Origin of the sequence: Compostibacillus humi (genome assembly GCF_014637175.1) — a bacterium.
In the GTDB taxonomy this organism is placed as follows: domain Bacteria; phylum Bacillota; class Bacilli; order Bacillales; family Amphibacillaceae; genus Oceanobacillus; species Oceanobacillus humi.
Window position 1 is genome coordinate 1 of the sequence record NZ_BMEV01000014.1, and the last position, 16,082, is coordinate 16,082.

The window sequence follows — 16,082 nt, forward strand, 5'->3', positions numbered from 1 at the left end:
GGCTTGGCTTTTTAGCAAAAATTGGGTGAAAATAATTTATTGAATATTCTGTAAATGACTCAACCTTTTTTATTGATTGGAAGAGATTTAATAAAATTTACTCTTCACAGCTGTTTGGTAATGCAACTGTATTGCTTAATGTACTGAAAACATTATATAGTTATCAAAAAGATGCGTTAGAAAATAATACTGCCTACCTTGAGAAGATAAATGGCCTAGATAACAAAATTAAAAAAGCAGAAGAGTCTAAGCAAGGAATTATCTCTAGCATTGGTCAAGTAACTGATCCGGAGTTTAAAATGGATTTAATAAAACAAGGTGAGGAATTAACTAAAGAGATTAGGACATTAAGAAAGCAAAAAAACCAATTAAATGAAGAACAAGAAGAACAAAGTATGAAAAAAGTTGAATTGCAGGAAGTTGTAGGATTATTACTTCAGCCTGAAACCTTTTATAAAAATCAAACAACTAAGCAAGTAAGAATTTATTTAAAACATGTGATAGAATCAATTGAGTATAAGCCAAATAAGGAAATGGTAATTAATTTAAAGTTTGCTAAAAAGGCAATGAGTATCACCACCGTACCTACCGAAAAATTTAATCATTTAAAAGAAGAACTCAAAACTGAAAAAGGCAGAGTAAGTAAAAAGAAAGTAAAAGAACAAAATCAAATAGTCCTATTTAGCCTATTATCTACCTTGTAGGATAAAGATCCTAATAAAATTGGGAAAGATGAGGCTAGCATAATAAAGTTTATAATTGAGGCTTTAGAGGAATTTAACGGGACGAATGAGGAATGGGCATACCCAAAGTTTAGTGGTACGGTGGCACACGGGGGTTCATTCGTCCCTACTTATTAGGAATGAATGGGCTTTTTTTAATGGAAAAAAAGAAATGGAGTGAATATCATGGAAGTTATCTTTTCAGGGATTCAGCCGAGCGGAACATTAACCCTTGGAAATTATCTGGGTGCATTAAAACAATTTGTCGAACTGCAGGATGATTACGAATGCTATTTTTGTATCGTCGATGAACATGCGATCACTGTTCCCCAAAACCGGCTGGAACTAAGGAAAAATATTCGTTCCCTCGCTGCGCTGTATCTTGCAAGCGGAATCGATCCGAAAAAAGCGACGTTATTTATCCAGTCGGAAGTTCCTGCCCATACCCAGCTCGGATGGATTATGCAGTCGATCAGTTACATCGGGGAACTGGAAAGGATGACCCAATTTAAAGATAAGTCACAGGGAAAAGAAGCAGTATCATCAGCATTGCTGACCTATCCGCCGTTAATGGCTGCAGATATTTTGCTTTATCAGACAAATATCGTCCCCGTCGGAGATGACCAAAAACAGCATTTGGAATTAACGCGAGATTTGGCACAGCGGTTTAACAATCGCTATAACGAAGTGTTTACCATCCCGGAAATCCGCATTCCGAAAGTCGGTGCAAGGATTATGTCCTTACAAGATCCGACGAAAAAAATGAGCAAATCCGATACGAATGAAAGAGGATTTATATCCATGCTGGATGAGCCGAAAAGAATCGAAAAGAAAATCAAGAGTGCAGTGACAGATTCTGATGGGGTCGTAAAATACGACAAAGAAAATAAACCGGGCATTTCAAACTTGCTCACCATTTATTCCAGCTGTACGGGAGAGTCTATCGAGTCACTGGAAGCAAAATATGAAGGAAAAGGTTATGGCGAATTTAAGCAGGATGTGGCCAATGCGGTAATCCAAGTGCTTCAGCCAATTCAGGAACGATATAAAGAGCTAATTGACTCTGATATGCTCGATGACATTTTAGATGAGGGAGCAGAGAAGGCTGCCTACGTTGCCAACAAAACATTGCGCAAAGCAAAAAAAGCAATGGGATTGGGAAGAGTCAAGAAGAAAAAAAAATAGACTGTTCACATTGGAACGCAGTAGGTAACCAGAGCTCTAAGAGTTCCAAGTACTGAAAAAATCACCTGCAATGAAGGCTGCCATTGCAGGTGATTGATTTAGTTGGATGTGTTCTGTTTTTGACCGTTCTCCACTTCCCACATTTTTTCAAGGAACGGCTGGCCTTTGATTAATTTAGAGCAAAGTTCTTCATGCTGTTCGCTCCAGCCTTCTTTTACCCCGTTATAAAGCAGTTCCCACGCCTTTTCCTGGTCCATATAGCGAATATACGGATATTGTTTCGGATCCCATTCTGTCAGCCAGTACCTCAGTTCTTCCAGATTATTGCTCGTGCGCAGCTGATCCAAGGCGATCATGAGCAACTGTTTCAATTGCCGCTCTCTTCGGGTCAAGCCGATAATATATTTCGGTTCCATCGAAAGCATATGGTATTCCTTTTCATAGCCACCTTCAACAAATCCATAAGATTGAGGCTTTGCCTTTTTAATCATGTCGTACACAAGCTGTTCCTGCCTTGGAATGAGACGGCTCTTCCGTATTGGAATTTGATATCCATTCGTATCAAAGGCGATAATTTCCTGCCCGTCAGTCACAATCGCCGCATATTCGACGACATTCCGCTCATGTCCTTTGCGAATATATGTCCGCTTATATATCGTATCCAGAAGCGCTTTCGGCAAATCGTGCATATCATTTTCAATGTAATCGTACAATCCTGATGTTATGTATAAAAGCGGCACTTGGTCCAATAATTCGATTCCGTCATCTTTCCGCCATTCGTGAAAATAACAAACATTATATCCGTTTTCTTCTCCCTCAAACCAGTTAACCCAAACATCATGCAAATATAACATAAACAACCCTCTCTTTATTAACATACATCAAAGTTTCCGTTCAGCTGAACATGTTAACTTACCATACATTATGACCATCATTTAGAAAAATATTCTTTACTTGTTGGAATATGGGTTGTTTGGCAAACGATTGATAACAAATGCCATAATGATGATTCCGAGGGGAAGGAAATAACATTCAATACGTCCGGCGACAAAAATAAAATAATCAGACCAGGATACGCCAGCGGGAATTAAATTTAAATAAATTATTAAGGATACGCCCCCGGTGACTGCTAGTCCAAATCCAATCAAAAAGAAAAACAAATATCCCATTTTCTTCACCCGACTTGTCCAAATGATTAATTCATTCTATGCTTGCTTCCATTGGAAAATGCGGGCTGTTCATCAGTATAAAAAGCACAAAAACCCCGAACGTTAACATTCGGGTTTTTTGCTTAGGCTTTATATTTTTTAAAGATGAGGCTTACGTTATGGCCGCCAAATCCTAATGAATTGCTTAAAACAACGTCTACCGCTTGTTCTCTTGCTTTATTCGGCACATAATCCAAGTCGCAATCTTCATCAGGGGTTTCATAATTAATCGTTGGCGGAATGACCTGGTTTTTCAATGTCAAAATAGAAATGACTGCTTCCACTCCGCCGGCAGCACCGAGCAAGTGGCCGGTCATCGATTTCGTCGAAGATACTGCAAGCTTATATGCATGGTCTCCAAAGACACGTTTTATCGCTTCGGTTTCGTATTTATCATTGAGCGCCGTGCTTGTCCCATGGGCATTAATGTAATCCACTTCTTCCGGAGCAAGTCCAGCGTCTTTTAACGCTTCCGTCATCGCCCGGGCCGCTCCTTCACCATGTTCTGCCGGTGCGGTAATGTGGTATGCGTCTCCCGTTGCTCCGTACCCGACTATTTCCCCGTAAATATGGGCTCCCCGTTCCAGGGCTGTTTCCAGTGCCTCCAAAATTAAAATGCCCGCTCCTTCTCCCATGACAAAGCCGTCCCGGTCCTTGTCGAATGGCCTGCTCGCTTTTTTCGGATCCGGATGAACCGACAATGCTTTATTAGAGGAAAATCCGGCAAAGGACATATTCGTAATTGGAGCTTCTGCACCACCGGCAATCATATAATCTGCATCGCCCCTTGCAATGACTTTATACGCATCGCCAATGGAATTGGCACCTGAGGCACAAGCTGTAACGGTACAGGAGTTAATTCCTTTTGCGCCGAGCTGAATCGATACTTGGCCTGCTGCCATATCAGGAATCATCATCGGCACGAAAAAGGGGCTGACCCTTTTATATCCTTTTTTCAGGAAGTTATTATGCTGGTCTTCGTACGTCTGCATTCCGCCGATTCCCGAACCAATCCAAACGCCGACCCGATAGCGATTTTCATCATTAATTTCCAATTTAGCATCCTCCACTGCCATTTTTGAAGCAGCCACGGCGTATTGGGTGAAAGGGTCCATTTTTCTTGCGTCTTTCTTCTCCATATATAAAACAGGGTCAAAATCTTTCACTTCCGCAGCGGCCTTCGCCGGAAAATCGTCTTTGTTTACTTTTGTTACAAAATCGATGCCTGAATTTCCTGCGATTAAGTTTTCCCACATTGTATTTACATCGTTACCAACCGGTGTAACTGCACCGATTCCTGTCACGACTACCCGTCTTCTTTCCATTTTGGTTCCCTCCTATCGAGTTATTTTCCCCAGCGGACTGCGACTGCTCCCCATGTTAAGCCGCCGCCAAAGCCGACCATGACAATGAGGTCATCGTCTTTAATCGAGCCGTCCTTTGCTGATTCAGATAAAGCGATGCCGATGGATGCAGCAGATGTATTTCCATACTTGCGGATGGACGTGTTCATCCGTTCCTCCGGGATGCCGAGCCGTTCCCTTGCCGCTTCCATAATGCGGATATTTGCCTGGTGGGGAATTAAATAATCGACATCTTCCTTATTTAACCCAATTTTTTCAATTACATTAACCGAGGCTTCCGGCATTTTCCGTACAGCAAACTTAAATACTTCTCTGCCGTTCATAAAAATATATTCATTCGGGTTCTGATACAAATATTTTCCGCCAGTACCGTCTGATCCGAGTTCAAAGGACAGAATTCCCCTTCCCTCAGAAACCTCTCCTAAAACGGCCGCTCCTGCACCATCGCCAAATAGAACACAAGTAGAACGGTCATTCCAATCGACGATTTTCGATAGCTTTTCTACCCCAATAACGAGCACCTTTTCATAGGCTTTCGTTTCAATAAATTGTTTCGCCGTAATAACTCCGTACATATATCCGGCACAAGCAGCACTAACATCCATTGCTGCCGCTTTCGTTGCCCCTAACTTCTCCTGCAGCATACATGCCACCGATGGAAAGGGTGTATCCGGCGTCACAGTGGCTACAAGGATGAGATCCAATTCTTCCGGCTTTACGTCTGCATCTTCCAGCGCGGCCAACGCAGCATAATATGCCATGTCCGATGTATTTATGTTGTCATCGGCAATTCGCCTTTCCTCAATTCCTGTTCTAGTGCGAATCCATTCATCATTCGTATCGACCATTTTTTCCAAATCATGGTTTGTTAATATTTTTGGCGGGACATAATGCCCCGTTCCAATAAATCCAACGGCCATTGATGATCCTCTCCTTATTTTCAACATATGATTAACATATGGGTATAATATCAATTATTATGACTTGGTACTAATTCTAATACAAAAAAAGGGTATAATCAAGTTCCCATTATTCACTATATTCATTCGGCAGTAATTTCGACTTCTTATATTCCTTTATAATATCATTCATATAGCGCTGATATGTTTTTGGCACCTTATTATTATATTCCCCAAGCTCAATTACTTCATCCTCAAAATCAAATGTTAAAATGCCCCCTTGAAGTTCTCCTTTATGAAAGAGTTCGGCACTTAATTCATACAGTTTATCGACGTTTTGGATTGTACTCGTTAAAACTGCCTCCGGGGCTACATCCATTTGGTCAGATACATAGCCAACAGCATACAATCGGTCCCGTTCTGCCCGTTGCAGAATTTCGGCACTAAAATAGTCACCGGCGGGGTAAAATATATCTACACCTTTACTTTTCATCACTTCATACATTTCCAATGCCCGTTGTTTGTCTTCCCAGCTGTTGACAAAATCCATTTGTACGACAGCGGCGGGATTTTCAAATTTTACCCCTTCATAAAAGCCTTCAATTTCCGGCTGCCAGTTAAAGGCAGCGATAATTCCCACCTGGTCGGTCCGTGTCATTTTGCCGGCAATCATCCCGCCAAAAAAACCCATCGCATGAGAATTAAAATTAAGACTCGTTAAATTATCGTCGTAAATTCCGCCGTTAAAGTAGACAAAATGTACATCCGGATAGACTTTTGCGATGTCTTCAAAAATATTTCCATATATGCTGCTATGGCCGTAAATTAAATTGACACCTTGCTGCACAAGTTCATCCACTGCCCGCTGAATGTCTTCTTTTGCCTCCATATTTTCTTTGACAAATATGTTCGTACGGAACTGTTTTTCAATTTGCAGCAAGCCTTCATAACCCTTTTTATTCCATGAGTTATCGTCAATGGAACCATCTAGGAGTAAGCCAACATTTTGGATATTGCCACTTCCTGCGAACGTATGGCATCCGGTAAGAATAAAACTTGTAAATATAAGTAAAAATAATATCGACATCTTTTTCAAAATACGGCACTCCATTCAAGAAATTAGGTCAAACATCTTATATTTAGAACTTCTTACTCATATTTTAGTCGATATTCTATATTTGGTAAACAATTCATACAAGCTTTTCTTTACTCTTTCGGATAAATATAAAAGGATTTAAATAGCTGATAATGTTTGATGACGTTTTCGATTTGTTTCTCCAGCTTGCTGGGGGCAATTCGAAAGGGTTCCTCTTTTTGGAAAAGATTTTCTTTGCTCTTCCCTTGTATAAAGGGCAGCAGCATTTTTGCAAATTCTTTTACATAAAGAGCATTTTCCTCTTTCTTTAACTTCTGAAAGGAAATAAATTCTTTTCCTATATAACAGCCATTTTCATTCATCGGCATCCATTCCCCAAACAACATTGGAACCCGAATGATGTTCATATGGGGCGCCTTTTCAAGCTCGGGCGGATTGATCCAATAAATATTTCCCTCCGGAATTTTTTCGTTATATTTTCCGATAATAATGACCGGCTTCGTACTATCTGCAATAGAATCCGTTATCGAAAATGAACTGTTTCTGCCAAAAAACATGAGCAAGTCATCAGGATAATCCGGCTGAACGATTCCTTTTACCGGATAGTCATTTTCCAGCAGCTCGTTAATAACGTGATAGCCAATCCAATGGTTGCAATTGATGACGAACATTCCTTTCTCCCCTTTGAAAGAATATAATAAAAACCTTTTCCTTTCTTTCAGATTTTGATAAACTAAATAAGGATGTCATACATAAAGATACGAATAAATGTGAGGTGTTTTTTGTGCGGTATATCGCATCTATCATTTGGGCGGTTTTAATCAGCTGTGCCATTGCCTATGTATTAACGAGCATGGGTGGAGAAACATTTGCTTTATTTGATACCCTCATTCTGGCTGGAATTATTGCCATTGCAGTATTTTGGTTAGGTGACGGTATTTTAAAAGAAAATAAGCGGTAGTTGAAAACCCTTGCCAGAATGGTATGGCAAGGGTTTATTATTAGTACCAAGGCAATGTACTAATGGCAGCCAGTGCTGCAAGCGGAAGAATAAGCCTGGTAAATCTCCGCGGCGGACGGCCAAATCCGTAGCAAAAGCCGTATCCTGGATAGTATCCTGGTCCGTACCATGGATTGCCAAAACCATAGCCGTAGCCGAACTTCCGGTAATCGTTCCCTTGATAGGCTGCATCGCTGTAAGGATCTACCGGTACGGCAAAATAAACATATTCATCATCTAACCCGGTAATAATACCATCAAATTGTGTGCCATCTGTAGTTTCTGCTAAAACGTATGCATGCATATGCTGTTTGCATAAATCATATACATGTTGATGATCATTTTTCGCTTTCATTTGCACAGACCTCCTCACCATTTAAGCTATTCATTGGCCTATGGGAAGGTGCATATTCATTCGCAAAAGTCTAAACCGAGCATTAAAGGAGAATAACCATTATGGAGAAGTTTATAACAATTATCCAATTCTTAATCCTTGGAATTGTACAAGGTGTCACTGAACCGATACCAATTTCCTCCAGCGGTCATATCGTCATTTTTCGTGAATTGTTTGGAATTGAAACGAAGGGGCTATCTTTTGAAATCTTTGTCAATTTCGCCTCCCTGCTTGCGATTATTATCATCTATTGGAAAGACATTGTTCGATTAATAAAAAATGGTTTCTTATATATTGTTAAAAAGGATCCGGACGCGAAAAGCGACTTTCAATTTATTATTTATTTAATTATTGCAACGATTCCCGTCGGGGTAGTCGGAGTATTATTCGGAGATGCACTTGGTGAAGCTTTGAGCGACGACCCGGTAGTTGTCGGGTATACGCTATTAATTACGGCTGCAGCGGTCTGGACAATCCGTAATTTGCGCGGACGGAAAGCGGACGGGGACTTGACAACAAAAGATGCAGTAATTGTCGGACTAGCCCAGGCTATTGCCGTTACCCCAGGTATCAGCCGTTCCGGTGCTACCATTGTTGCCTCGATGCTGTTAGGGATGAAACAGGAAACAGCGTTGCGTTTTTCCTTTTTGCTTTATATTCCGGTGAGTTTAGGGACGACGATTTTAGAAGTTCCGGAACTCGTTGAGAGCGCAGAGTTTCAATCCTTGCTCATTCCGAATATTGTCGCGTTCATAGCTGCCTTTATTGCAACCTATTTTGCCCTTAAATGGTTTATGAACATTATGGCAAGAGGAAATTTAAAATATTTTTCCTACTACTGTCTCGTTGTTGGAATACTCGTGATTATCTTTCTGTAAGACAAATGAAAAAACCACTTGCAATGATTGCAAGTGGTTTTTTAGTATTAATCCGGAATTCCTAATGCGATTTTCGCGTAACGGGACATTTTGTCCTTCGACCACGGCGGATCCCAGACGATATTTACTTTAGTTTCTTTTACTTCTGGAATATCGGATAAAACAAACTGGATGTCTCTTTCAATATGGGCAGACAATGGACAGCCCATTGCTGTTAATGTCATCGTTACGGTACATAGTCCGTTTTCATCTAAATCGACATCATATATCAAACCTAAGTTAACAATATCTATCCCTAACTCAGGGTCAATTACGTTTTCAAGGGCACCCATTAAATTCTCTTTCAATGCCTCGTCCATCGAATCAACCTCCCTTTTCTTCCTTTCTTTTATTTAACCATACTTTATCCAATTTTAAAATGATTTGCATCACTATAGTTTCCAAGCCAGTCCGCTAACGCTAATTTTGCCTTTCGGCTCACTTTGTGCCCCTGTTCCCTTTCCTTAATCCATTGGATCCGGTCTTTATTTTCATAAAATCCTTTCGCATCTTCCACAAAGGGTTCGGTAAAATGAATCGGAATCGTCGTATCCTGTTCTCCATGCCAGAGAAAGAGAGGGCGTCCGTACAAATTATCCATCTTTTGGGACAGATCATATTGCTGGATTTTTTCTTCCGCTGCCGCAATTTCCTTTTCCGTAAGGGGAATTTTTCGCGTTTTTTGCACCTGATCAATAAGGAAACGGAAATAAGCGGTTAACTTTGGTGTTCCCATCATTATCGCCGCTCCTTTTATCCAGGAATATTTGGTTAATGCCGCAGCAGTGGTAATTCCTCCCATGCTAGTTCCTGCAACAGCAATGTTACCGGACAAAATCAATCCTTTTTCATCGAGCGTATGTTTCATCAATTCTAATTCTTTCACGTTTTCCATCACAATATCCCAGAAGGACAGCATTCTGTCTTCCGCAGAAATCCCTTTTTCCCTTTCTCCATGGTGGAGACTGTCGGGAAGGACGACACGAAAACCTTTCTCTGCCAGCAAATAGGCTGTATCCAAATTATGTTCCTTCGCACTCGTAAATCCATGAAAATAAATGACGAGTGGAAGCGGGTCCTTTTCTCTTTTTTCATCAACGACAAACAGGCATGGTATATGCCGTATATTTTGTTTATATATGCCGATCATACGTATTCTCTCCTTACGTTTGCCTTCTATCTATATTGTAATGGTCCGGCTGTTATCTTTCAATTTTGTCCCCTTACCGGGCGAATTTGGAATTTTGAGGACAATTACTTTACATCGGTACGTTTCCTTTATAAACTAGAAGTCAATGAGGTGAATGGAATGATAAAGAAACATTTAATTGCCCTTGATTTAGACGGGACTTTATTGACGGACGACAAAAAAATAAGTGCACGAACGTTAAAAACGGTAAAAAAAGCGATTGCCGACGGACACGTTGTCGTCATTGCAACCGGAAGACCCCACCGTTCAAGCATCACTTATTATCACCAGCTTGGGTTAGACACCCCGATGGTTAATTTTAACGGCGCGTTAATCCACCATCCGACTGACAAAAAGTGGGACGTACTGCATAACCCGATGCCAATCGGTACAGCAAAACAAATTATTGATGCCTGTTACGATCTGGAAGTTCCAAATATAGTTGCCGAGGTCCAGGACGACGTTTTTATTGACCAGTTTGATCAAAAACTCATCGATATTTTCCACCAAATGGACAAAAACTCCACCTATACCGTCGGAAACTTGAAACATCAATTAAAAGAAGACCCAACATCCATGCTTATTTTTCCGGAAGAAAGCCATGTACAAACGTTAAGAAATCATTTGACCGAATACCATGCTGAACTAATTGAACATCGCGTATGGGCAGCTCCGTGGAATATTATTGAAATCGTCAAAAAAGGAATGAATAAGGCAGTTGGTCTGAAAAAAGTCGCTCAGCATTATAATATTCCGAAAGAAAGAATCATCGCCTTCGGAGACGAGGACAATGATATGGAAATGATTGATTTTGCCGGTGTCGGAGTAGCGATGGGAAATGCCATTGAACCGCTAAAAAATATTGCTAATCACGTGACGAAGACGAATGAAGAGGACGGTATTGCCGAATTTCTGGAGGAATATTTGCAACTAAAAGAAACGACAAAGTAATTCATCTCCCGTATATTTCCATGCCTATATTTTTGTCCATAATCCATACTAGTAGTGAACGTTCGAAACGTTCACTTTTTGTTTATTGTAATTTATGCACGCTGAACCGTTTAGTTTCTAACACACATTAAAGGAGGAGTTCTGTTGGGAAAGCGAAGTAAATCAAGAAGATTTACGCAACAGTCAGCAGATTCGATAAAAAAGCATGCTGAACGTTTCCCATATCGCTCTACCTTGGAAGAAGCTGAACGAAACCGGGATGAAGAAAATACGCTAGGAGGGTTTTAATTGCCGAACAATTTATTTCAGCAAGCTAAAGATGCAGTGACGAATTTTTTAAACGGAAATGCCACTGAAGCCGAAAAACAGGCCGCCAAAAATGCGATTCAAGCTGCCTATAATGAAGCTACTCCTGAAGAAAAGCAACATTTGCAGCAGCTGGAAAATCAATTGCAGCAGCATAACCAGATTAAATAACCGCTAGTGTGTTTCTTCCCAACTACAGAAAACTCCCTGATGTCTAAGGGAGTTTTCTTTTCCTTTGTAAAAGCGCTTTTTTTTGCTAATATAGAAGTAACGCAACCGCATGTTTTAACAAATTTTTTCATTTTATACTGGAAAGATACATAATTGCAAATAGAAAAAGGAGGATTATGAGTATGGGAGTACGTGTCGAGTCAACACCGAATCCAAATGCGAAAAAGTTTTCTGCTGATGTAGCAATCTTTGAAGGGGACAACAGTATTTCTGTAATGCCGGGAGATACGAGCGAACATGCGATTTTAAACGACCTTATGAAATTAGACGGGGTAGACAACGTGTTCGGATACCAAAATTTTATTACAGTAAATAAAAAATTTGATGCCGAGTGGGATGACATTATTGATAATGTAAAAAAGGTTTTTGCAGAACACGGATATGCATAAAATTAAAGAAGCAAGCGGTTTTCCGCTTGCTTCATTTTGTTCAAAGGTCTACAGGAATGTAATTAGGCTGAATTTGTTCTCCGTCCCCGCTTTTACCGTATATGACAATAACCGGGGGTTCATCCTTTTCTTTCATTCCATCCGGCAATATATAGCTGAGGGAAATCTCCTTGACGCCCTCCCCATCCGGAAGAGTAATCACCGTTTCATCCTGGACCATCTCTTCCCCTTGTTCAATTACATAATAAATTTCCGACAATGCTGTATCCGCTTCGGCGGTTAATTGAATTTCATTTCCTTTCAGTTGGACGTTAATATTATGTAATTCCAGCCCTTCCTCTATCGATTTACTTTCCTCATTGCAAGCTGCAAGGATAAGAAGAAGGATAAGGAAGGTAAAGATACGACAATACTTCATTTCCTCTCTCCTTTCAATTATTCTTTGCGGAAAAAGCCATAAATTCCAGCTGTCTCTACTATGTTGGCAAATGCTTGCGGATCGACGTCGTTAATTATTTTCTTCAAGTCATACAGCTCATAGCGGGTAATGACGAGATAGAGCATATGTTTATCTGTTTTCGTATATGCACCAACGGCGGGCAAAATCGTGATGCCGCGAACTAATTTTTCATGGATGGCCTTCTGCAGTTCTTCCGCCTTATGGGTGATAATCATTGCCGTCACTTTTGCATGACGGGTATGGATGGCATCGATGACCCTCGTTGTTACATAAAGTGCTACCATCGTGTACAGGGCATTTTCTGGTTCATACAACATTCCCGCCAGCAAAATAATTATACCATTCATGATTAAAAAGTAGTTGCCAATCGGCTTGTCTTTCAATCGGGAAAGGACCATGGCAATAATATCCAGGCCTCCGGTCGACGCTCCATGTTTCAACGTCAGGCCAACGCCGATTCCTGCAATGACCCCGCCAAATACTGCATTGAGGAAAATATCATCGGAAAGCCGAAGAATCGGTATGACCTGGAGAAAAAGTGAGGAGAAAAATACCGAAACAATACTGTATATCGTAAAACCTCTTCCTACTTTAAACCATCCTAAAAGCAATACTGGAATATTGAGCAGAAAAAGCAAAATGCCGGTAGAAAGACCAATGCCTAAAAAGTCGGAAAATATGCTGGAAATGAGCTGGGCAGCCCCAGTAAATCCGCTGGCATATACATTTGCTCCAATTAGAAAAAAGTTTAACGACAAAGCATTGAAAAAGGCACCAATAATGACGATAAAAATCCGCTTCAATTCTATGATAAACATGGGCTCGCTCCTTGGTTAAATTTTGACGAAAAGTTAATAAGATTATAAACTAAAGATTAATGATATGATTTAGATTGTAGGTGATGAAATGCCAGTAAAAATTCTTGCTGACTCTGCTTGTGACCTCACAGAGAAATATGTCAAACAATATGATTTGGAAATTGTGCCTTTAACCGTACATTTGGACGGAAAGGAATATGAAGATGGAAAGGGCATTGAGCCAAAAGTAGTCTATGATGCGATGCGCGAAGGAAAAGCCCCTACCACATCCCAAGTATCACCGCAAACGTTTAAATCCATCTTTACATCCTATGCTGAAACAAATCAGCCTTTGTTATACATCGCCTTTTCCTCCCAGCTGTCGGGCACGTATCAAACGGCGAAAATGATGGAACAGGAAGTGAAAGAAGAGTATCCGGACGCGCAAATTCACGTTTTTGATTCAAAATGCGCTTCCATCGGATACGGCCTCGTCGTCTTGCTGGCAGCAAAATTGGCACAGTCCGGGGCAAGCATGGAAGAACTTATCGATGAAGCTCAATACCAGGCAAAACATATGGAACACATCTTTACCGTTGACGACCTGGAATATTTGTATCGGGGCGGCCGGGTAAGCAAATCAGCAGCATTCGTCGGATCGTTATTGAAAATTAAACCCCTTTTAAACGTAGAAGACGGAAAACTGATTCCAATCGAAAAAATCCGGGGCAGAAAAAGAGTGCTTGGCCGGATGCTGGAAGTAATGGAAGAGCGGGGTAAAGACTTTCAGCAGCAAATGATTGGCATTAGCCACGGGGATGATGAAGAAAGAGCAAAACAGCTGGCGCAAATGATTCAGGATAAATTTGGCGTCAAAGAAGACCAGATTATTATCGAAATGGTCGGTGCTGTCATCGGCGCCCATGCCGGACCGGGCACAATTGCATTGTTTTTCTCCAATAACCCGCGTAAAAATGGTTAACAAGGAACGAAAAATCAGGATGGTTTTGATGCCATCCAGATTTTTTACCCTTGCTGCTCCTGTTTTTTCTGTTTCAAGCTTAATACGATAACGGAAACGACAAATAATATAAAGATACCGCCGGCGAACAGGATTATTTCCCAGTTCATCCCTTGATCCGGCTGGATGGAAAAGACTTCCGCCGATTCCCTCGGCAAGCCAATCCGATACACCCCGTCTTCAATTTCCCGGAAGATATGATCCCCCAAATAGCCGACCAGCTGCATTCCCGATTCGATATCCGTAATATCCAGCTGTCTGCTCGTTTCATCGTTATTAATCGCAATATACATCGTTTCCCCGTTATATGTCCGTTTAAAGACGCTCATCGCCCCGGATGTGCCGACAAGCTCAAAATCTCCATATTGAAGGACAGGAAATGTAGAGCGCAAGGCAGAAATGCGGGTGTAAAATTCCTTCAAATCCGGTTCCCCGCTATTAAATTCGACTAATTTCTGAATGTCTTCCGGGGTTTCACCAAGCATTGGGATTTCTGAACCTTGGAAAAGCACAGGCACCCCAGGCGAAGTGAACATAGTCGTTAATGCGAGCTGCCAAACGGTTAACGCGTTCCGGCCATTTTCGGCAAAGGAATGGGTAAAGCGTTTCGTGTACATATCATCTACAAAAAGGAGTCCCTTATCGCCTCTGTTGCTTTGGACTATAGAAAAAATCTCCTCCACCGGTTTTCCCGGTTCGGTAAATACTTTTGTCAATGCCTTTTGCACTGCCAACTGATCAACAGCATCCAATGGAACGGTTGCTATCATTTCCTCCCGGTTTTCATCAGAAAACAACAAATCGCCGAGGACATAAAAGTTTGGATTTGTTGCTTTTATCTTTTCAGTAAAATTTTTCAAAAAAGATAACGGTGCTTCATCGGCAGCCTGAAGCAAAAATCCGTCTATCCCCGTTTCATCTATCCAGAAATTTGCTGCTTCAATTAAATATGCTTCCACTTCCGGATTTTCCAAATTCAACTTCGCCGTTTGATTCATCCATTCCGGTTCCGTTTTGTCCTGTGCTGTAAAATAGTCCTGCTTGTCTGCATCGTCTACCCACGGATGGCTTACGGATACATAATTGATGACAAATTCAAGCAGCACTTTCATGTCCCGTTTGTGAGCCTCTTCCACTAGCTGCTGCACGTCTTCCATTGTGCCAAACTGTTCTTCCACGCTAAAAAAGTCTTCAATCCAATAGCCGTGATATCCTTTTTCGCTATTAGCCATAATCGGGGAGAGGGAAATGGCGGTCACACCGATTTCCTGCAATTTGTCCAGTTTTTTGATAATGCCTTGAATATCGCCGCCATGATAGGCGAACGGGTCTTCGATGTCAATTGCTTCATCCCGTGCATAATCCCCATTGTTAAACCGGTCTACTAAAATATGATAAATAATTTCCTGTTCAATCGTTCTTTCTTCCGCAAATGCCTGCTGCCCTATAAATGAAAATACAAATAGAAACAAGGCTAAGGCAGCTGCCACTCTTTTTTTCATTATGCTCCCACCCTACTAGGTTTATATCGAATATTTCCTTTTTTCCTTTTTAAAAAGACTGTCATTGGAGACAGTCTTTTATAAATGTATTCCCATTTCCAAACGTACGAAACCGAGAATCAAGACGAGAAGAAGGGCAATAACAAACTGAATCCAGCCGCCTTTTGCCGGTTCGTTTTTCTTCGTTTTTGCCAATACCATTTCCATCGCTGCAATCAGCCAAACTCCTGCCAGGCTTTTCACAATGACCTCGCCTAATATTCCCATATTCGAACCGAGATATAACGCCAACAGATCGCCGCCAGTATATAATATAAACAAGTAATCAAGACGTAATATCATTTGGGTTATTTTCGCAGGTTTCTCTTTTCCTTGCTTCATCAATATAAGAACAATGGCAAAGAGTATGAAACCTAACAGCCATGACGTTATGTGCATATGGGTCATTTGT

General features: G+C 41.0%; 22 protein-coding genes. 9 read left to right on the top strand and 13 right to left on the bottom strand.

Going from position 1 to position 16,082, the window contains the following annotated elements:
• Positions 1 to 131: 131 nt before the first annotated feature.
• Together IEV18_RS05210 and trpS are read left to right on the top strand one after the other, a co-directional pair.
• Complete coding sequence (locus IEV18_RS05210; protein ID WP_188391324.1) at positions 132 to 704, top strand: hypothetical protein; 573 nt, start codon at positions 132 to 134, stop codon at positions 702 to 704.
• Positions 705 to 908: 204 nt separating this feature from the next.
• Positions 909 to 1,907, top strand: a complete 999-nt coding sequence (gene trpS, locus IEV18_RS05215; RefSeq protein WP_188391325.1) for a tryptophan--tRNA ligase — start codon at positions 909 to 911, stop codon at positions 1,905 to 1,907.
• 98 nt (positions 1,908 to 2,005) lie between these two features.
• Here trpS and IEV18_RS05220 read toward each other — a convergent pair whose 3' ends face one another.
• The 6 genes from IEV18_RS05220 to IEV18_RS05245 all read right to left on the bottom strand — a co-directional run bounded on the left by IEV18_RS05220 (position 2,006) and on the right by IEV18_RS05245 (position 7,145).
• Complete coding sequence (locus IEV18_RS05220) at positions 2,006 to 2,761, bottom strand: YjbA family protein (protein ID WP_188391326.1); 756 nt, start codon at positions 2,759 to 2,761, stop codon at positions 2,006 to 2,008.
• A 96-nt stretch (positions 2,762 to 2,857) separates the two neighbouring features.
• The gene (locus IEV18_RS05225) at positions 2,858 to 3,076 is read right to left on the bottom strand and encodes a YuzI family membrane protein (RefSeq protein ID WP_188391327.1); all 219 of its coding nucleotides are present in this window, start codon (positions 3,074 to 3,076) and stop codon (positions 2,858 to 2,860) included.
• Positions 3,077 to 3,198: 122 nt separating this feature from the next.
• A complete protein-coding gene (gene fabF, locus IEV18_RS05230; protein WP_188391328.1) occupies positions 3,199 to 4,440 on the bottom strand; it encodes a beta-ketoacyl-ACP synthase II in 1,242 nt (413 codons plus the stop codon).
• A 20-nt stretch (positions 4,441 to 4,460) separates the two neighbouring features.
• Complete coding sequence (locus tag IEV18_RS05235) at positions 4,461 to 5,399, bottom strand: beta-ketoacyl-ACP synthase III (RefSeq protein ID WP_188391329.1); 939 nt, start codon at positions 5,397 to 5,399, stop codon at positions 4,461 to 4,463.
• Positions 5,400 to 5,508: 109 nt separating this feature from the next.
• A complete protein-coding gene (locus IEV18_RS05240; RefSeq protein ID WP_229733556.1) occupies positions 5,509 to 6,465 on the bottom strand; it encodes a BMP family ABC transporter substrate-binding protein in 957 nt (318 codons plus the stop codon).
• A gap of 119 nt (positions 6,466 to 6,584) precedes the next feature.
• Positions 6,585 to 7,145, bottom strand: a complete 561-nt coding sequence (locus tag IEV18_RS05245) for a hypothetical protein (protein ID WP_188391331.1) — start codon at positions 7,143 to 7,145, stop codon at positions 6,585 to 6,587.
• A gap of 113 nt (positions 7,146 to 7,258) precedes the next feature.
• On the opposite strand from IEV18_RS05245, the gene IEV18_RS05250 reads away from it, so the two are divergent.
• Complete coding sequence (locus tag IEV18_RS05250; protein WP_188391332.1) at positions 7,259 to 7,435, top strand: DUF2929 family protein; 177 nt, start codon at positions 7,259 to 7,261, stop codon at positions 7,433 to 7,435.
• A gap of 40 nt (positions 7,436 to 7,475) precedes the next feature.
• Here IEV18_RS05250 and IEV18_RS05255 read toward each other — a convergent pair whose 3' ends face one another.
• Positions 7,476 to 7,829: a hypothetical protein gene (locus IEV18_RS05255; RefSeq protein WP_188391333.1), complete on the bottom strand. Its 354-nt coding sequence runs from the start codon at positions 7,827 to 7,829 to the stop codon at positions 7,476 to 7,478.
• A 101-nt stretch (positions 7,830 to 7,930) separates the two neighbouring features.
• On the opposite strand from IEV18_RS05255, the gene IEV18_RS05260 reads away from it, so the two are divergent.
• On the top strand, positions 7,931 to 8,746 hold the full coding sequence (locus tag IEV18_RS05260) for an undecaprenyl-diphosphate phosphatase (RefSeq protein ID WP_188391334.1): 816 nt from the start codon (positions 7,931 to 7,933) through the stop codon (positions 8,744 to 8,746).
• A gap of 47 nt (positions 8,747 to 8,793) precedes the next feature.
• On the opposite strand, the gene IEV18_RS05265 is transcribed toward IEV18_RS05260, so the two are convergent.
• Both IEV18_RS05265 and IEV18_RS05270 read right to left on the bottom strand, forming a co-directional pair.
• Positions 8,794 to 9,105, bottom strand: a complete 312-nt coding sequence (locus IEV18_RS05265; protein WP_188391335.1) for a metal-sulfur cluster assembly factor — start codon at positions 9,103 to 9,105, stop codon at positions 8,794 to 8,796.
• A 44-nt stretch (positions 9,106 to 9,149) separates the two neighbouring features.
• Positions 9,150 to 9,935: an alpha/beta fold hydrolase gene (locus IEV18_RS05270; RefSeq protein ID WP_188391336.1), complete on the bottom strand. Its 786-nt coding sequence runs from the start codon at positions 9,933 to 9,935 to the stop codon at positions 9,150 to 9,152.
• 159 nt (positions 9,936 to 10,094) lie between these two features.
• Between IEV18_RS05270 and IEV18_RS05275 the strand changes: the two genes are divergently transcribed.
• The 4 genes from IEV18_RS05275 (at position 10,095) to IEV18_RS05290 (ending at position 11,851) form a co-directional block, all read left to right on the top strand.
• The gene (locus IEV18_RS05275; protein WP_188391337.1) at positions 10,095 to 10,925 is read left to right on the top strand and encodes a Cof-type HAD-IIB family hydrolase; all 831 of its coding nucleotides are present in this window, start codon (positions 10,095 to 10,097) and stop codon (positions 10,923 to 10,925) included.
• 144 nt (positions 10,926 to 11,069) lie between these two features.
• A complete protein-coding gene (locus IEV18_RS05280) occupies positions 11,070 to 11,213 on the top strand; it encodes a hypothetical protein (protein WP_188391338.1) in 144 nt (47 codons plus the stop codon).
• A complete protein-coding gene (locus IEV18_RS05285) occupies positions 11,214 to 11,402 on the top strand; it encodes a DUF3813 domain-containing protein (protein WP_188391339.1) in 189 nt (62 codons plus the stop codon).
• 182 nt (positions 11,403 to 11,584) lie between these two features.
• On the top strand, positions 11,585 to 11,851 hold the full coding sequence (locus IEV18_RS05290) for a NifU N-terminal domain-containing protein (protein ID WP_188391340.1): 267 nt from the start codon (positions 11,585 to 11,587) through the stop codon (positions 11,849 to 11,851).
• 40 nt (positions 11,852 to 11,891) lie between these two features.
• Here the strand turns inward: IEV18_RS05290 and IEV18_RS05295 are convergent, their stop codons facing one another.
• Both IEV18_RS05295 and IEV18_RS05300 read right to left on the bottom strand, forming a co-directional pair.
• Positions 11,892 to 12,269 (bottom strand): hypothetical protein, encoded by a 378-nt coding sequence (locus IEV18_RS05295; protein ID WP_188391341.1) that lies wholly within the window; start codon positions 12,267 to 12,269, stop codon positions 11,892 to 11,894.
• Positions 12,270 to 12,286: 17 nt separating this feature from the next.
• Entirely contained in the window at positions 12,287 to 13,129 is an 843-nt protein-coding gene (locus IEV18_RS05300; protein ID WP_188391342.1) for a YitT family protein, read from the bottom strand.
• Between the two features lie 88 nt (positions 13,130 to 13,217).
• Between IEV18_RS05300 and fakB the strand changes: the two genes are divergently transcribed.
• Entirely contained in the window at positions 13,218 to 14,090 is an 873-nt protein-coding gene (fakB, locus tag IEV18_RS05305) for a DegV family protein (protein WP_188391343.1), read from the top strand.
• 44 nt (positions 14,091 to 14,134) lie between these two features.
• On the opposite strand, the gene IEV18_RS05310 is transcribed toward fakB, so the two are convergent.
• Both IEV18_RS05310 and IEV18_RS05315 read right to left on the bottom strand, forming a co-directional pair.
• Positions 14,135 to 15,631, bottom strand: coding sequence for an alpha-amylase family glycosyl hydrolase (locus IEV18_RS05310; RefSeq protein ID WP_188391344.1), 1,497 nt, complete (start codon positions 15,629 to 15,631; stop codon positions 14,135 to 14,137).
• A gap of 78 nt (positions 15,632 to 15,709) precedes the next feature.
• Positions 15,710 to 16,078, bottom strand: a complete 369-nt coding sequence (locus IEV18_RS05315; protein ID WP_188391345.1) for a YisL family protein — start codon at positions 16,076 to 16,078, stop codon at positions 15,710 to 15,712.
• Between the last annotated feature and the right edge of the window lie 4 nt (positions 16,079 to 16,082).

Bases quoted from the DNA above. Each gene is read 5' to 3' on its own strand.
- IEV18_RS05245 (WP_188391331.1), bottom strand. From the start codon at position 7,145: ATGTTCGTCATCAATTGCAACCATTGGATTGGCTATCACGTTATTAAC.
- IEV18_RS05220 (WP_188391326.1), bottom strand. From the start codon at position 2,761: ATGTTATATTTGCATGATGTTTGGGTTAACTGGTTTGAGGGAGAAGAA.
- IEV18_RS05300 (WP_188391342.1), bottom strand. From the start codon at position 13,129: ATGTTTATCATAGAATTGAAGCGGATTTTTATCGTCATTATTGGTGCC.
- IEV18_RS05270 (WP_188391336.1), bottom strand. From the start codon at position 9,935: ATGATCGGCATATATAAACAAAATATACGGCATATACCATGCCTGTTT.
- IEV18_RS05275 (WP_188391337.1), top strand. From the start codon at position 10,095: ATGATAAAGAAACATTTAATTGCCCTTGATTTAGACGGGACTTTATTG.
- IEV18_RS05315 (WP_188391345.1), bottom strand. From the start codon at position 16,078: ATGACCCATATGCACATAACGTCATGGCTGTTAGGTTTCATACTCTTT.
- fakB (WP_188391343.1), top strand. From the start codon at position 13,218: ATGCCAGTAAAAATTCTTGCTGACTCTGCTTGTGACCTCACAGAGAAA.
- fabF (WP_188391328.1), bottom strand. From the start codon at position 4,440: ATGGAAAGAAGACGGGTAGTCGTGACAGGAATCGGTGCAGTTACACCG.
- trpS (WP_188391325.1), top strand. From the start codon at position 909: ATGGAAGTTATCTTTTCAGGGATTCAGCCGAGCGGAACATTAACCCTT.
- IEV18_RS05255 (WP_188391333.1), bottom strand. From the start codon at position 7,829: ATGAAAGCGAAAAATGATCATCAACATGTATATGATTTATGCAAACAG.
- IEV18_RS05310 (WP_188391344.1), bottom strand. From the start codon at position 15,631: ATGAAAAAAAGAGTGGCAGCTGCCTTAGCCTTGTTTCTATTTGTATTT.
- IEV18_RS05225 (WP_188391327.1), bottom strand. From the start codon at position 3,076: ATGGGATATTTGTTTTTCTTTTTGATTGGATTTGGACTAGCAGTCACC.
- IEV18_RS05240 (WP_229733556.1), bottom strand. From the start codon at position 6,465: ATGTCGATATTATTTTTACTTATATTTACAAGTTTTATTCTTACCGGA.
- IEV18_RS05290 (WP_188391340.1), top strand. From the start codon at position 11,585: ATGGGAGTACGTGTCGAGTCAACACCGAATCCAAATGCGAAAAAGTTT.
- IEV18_RS05295 (WP_188391341.1), bottom strand. From the start codon at position 12,269: ATGAAGTATTGTCGTATCTTTACCTTCCTTATCCTTCTTCTTATCCTT.
- IEV18_RS05265 (WP_188391335.1), bottom strand. From the start codon at position 9,105: ATGGACGAGGCATTGAAAGAGAATTTAATGGGTGCCCTTGAAAACGTA.
- IEV18_RS05260 (WP_188391334.1), top strand. From the start codon at position 7,931: ATGGAGAAGTTTATAACAATTATCCAATTCTTAATCCTTGGAATTGTA.
- IEV18_RS05235 (WP_188391329.1), bottom strand. From the start codon at position 5,399: ATGGCCGTTGGATTTATTGGAACGGGGCATTATGTCCCGCCAAAAATA.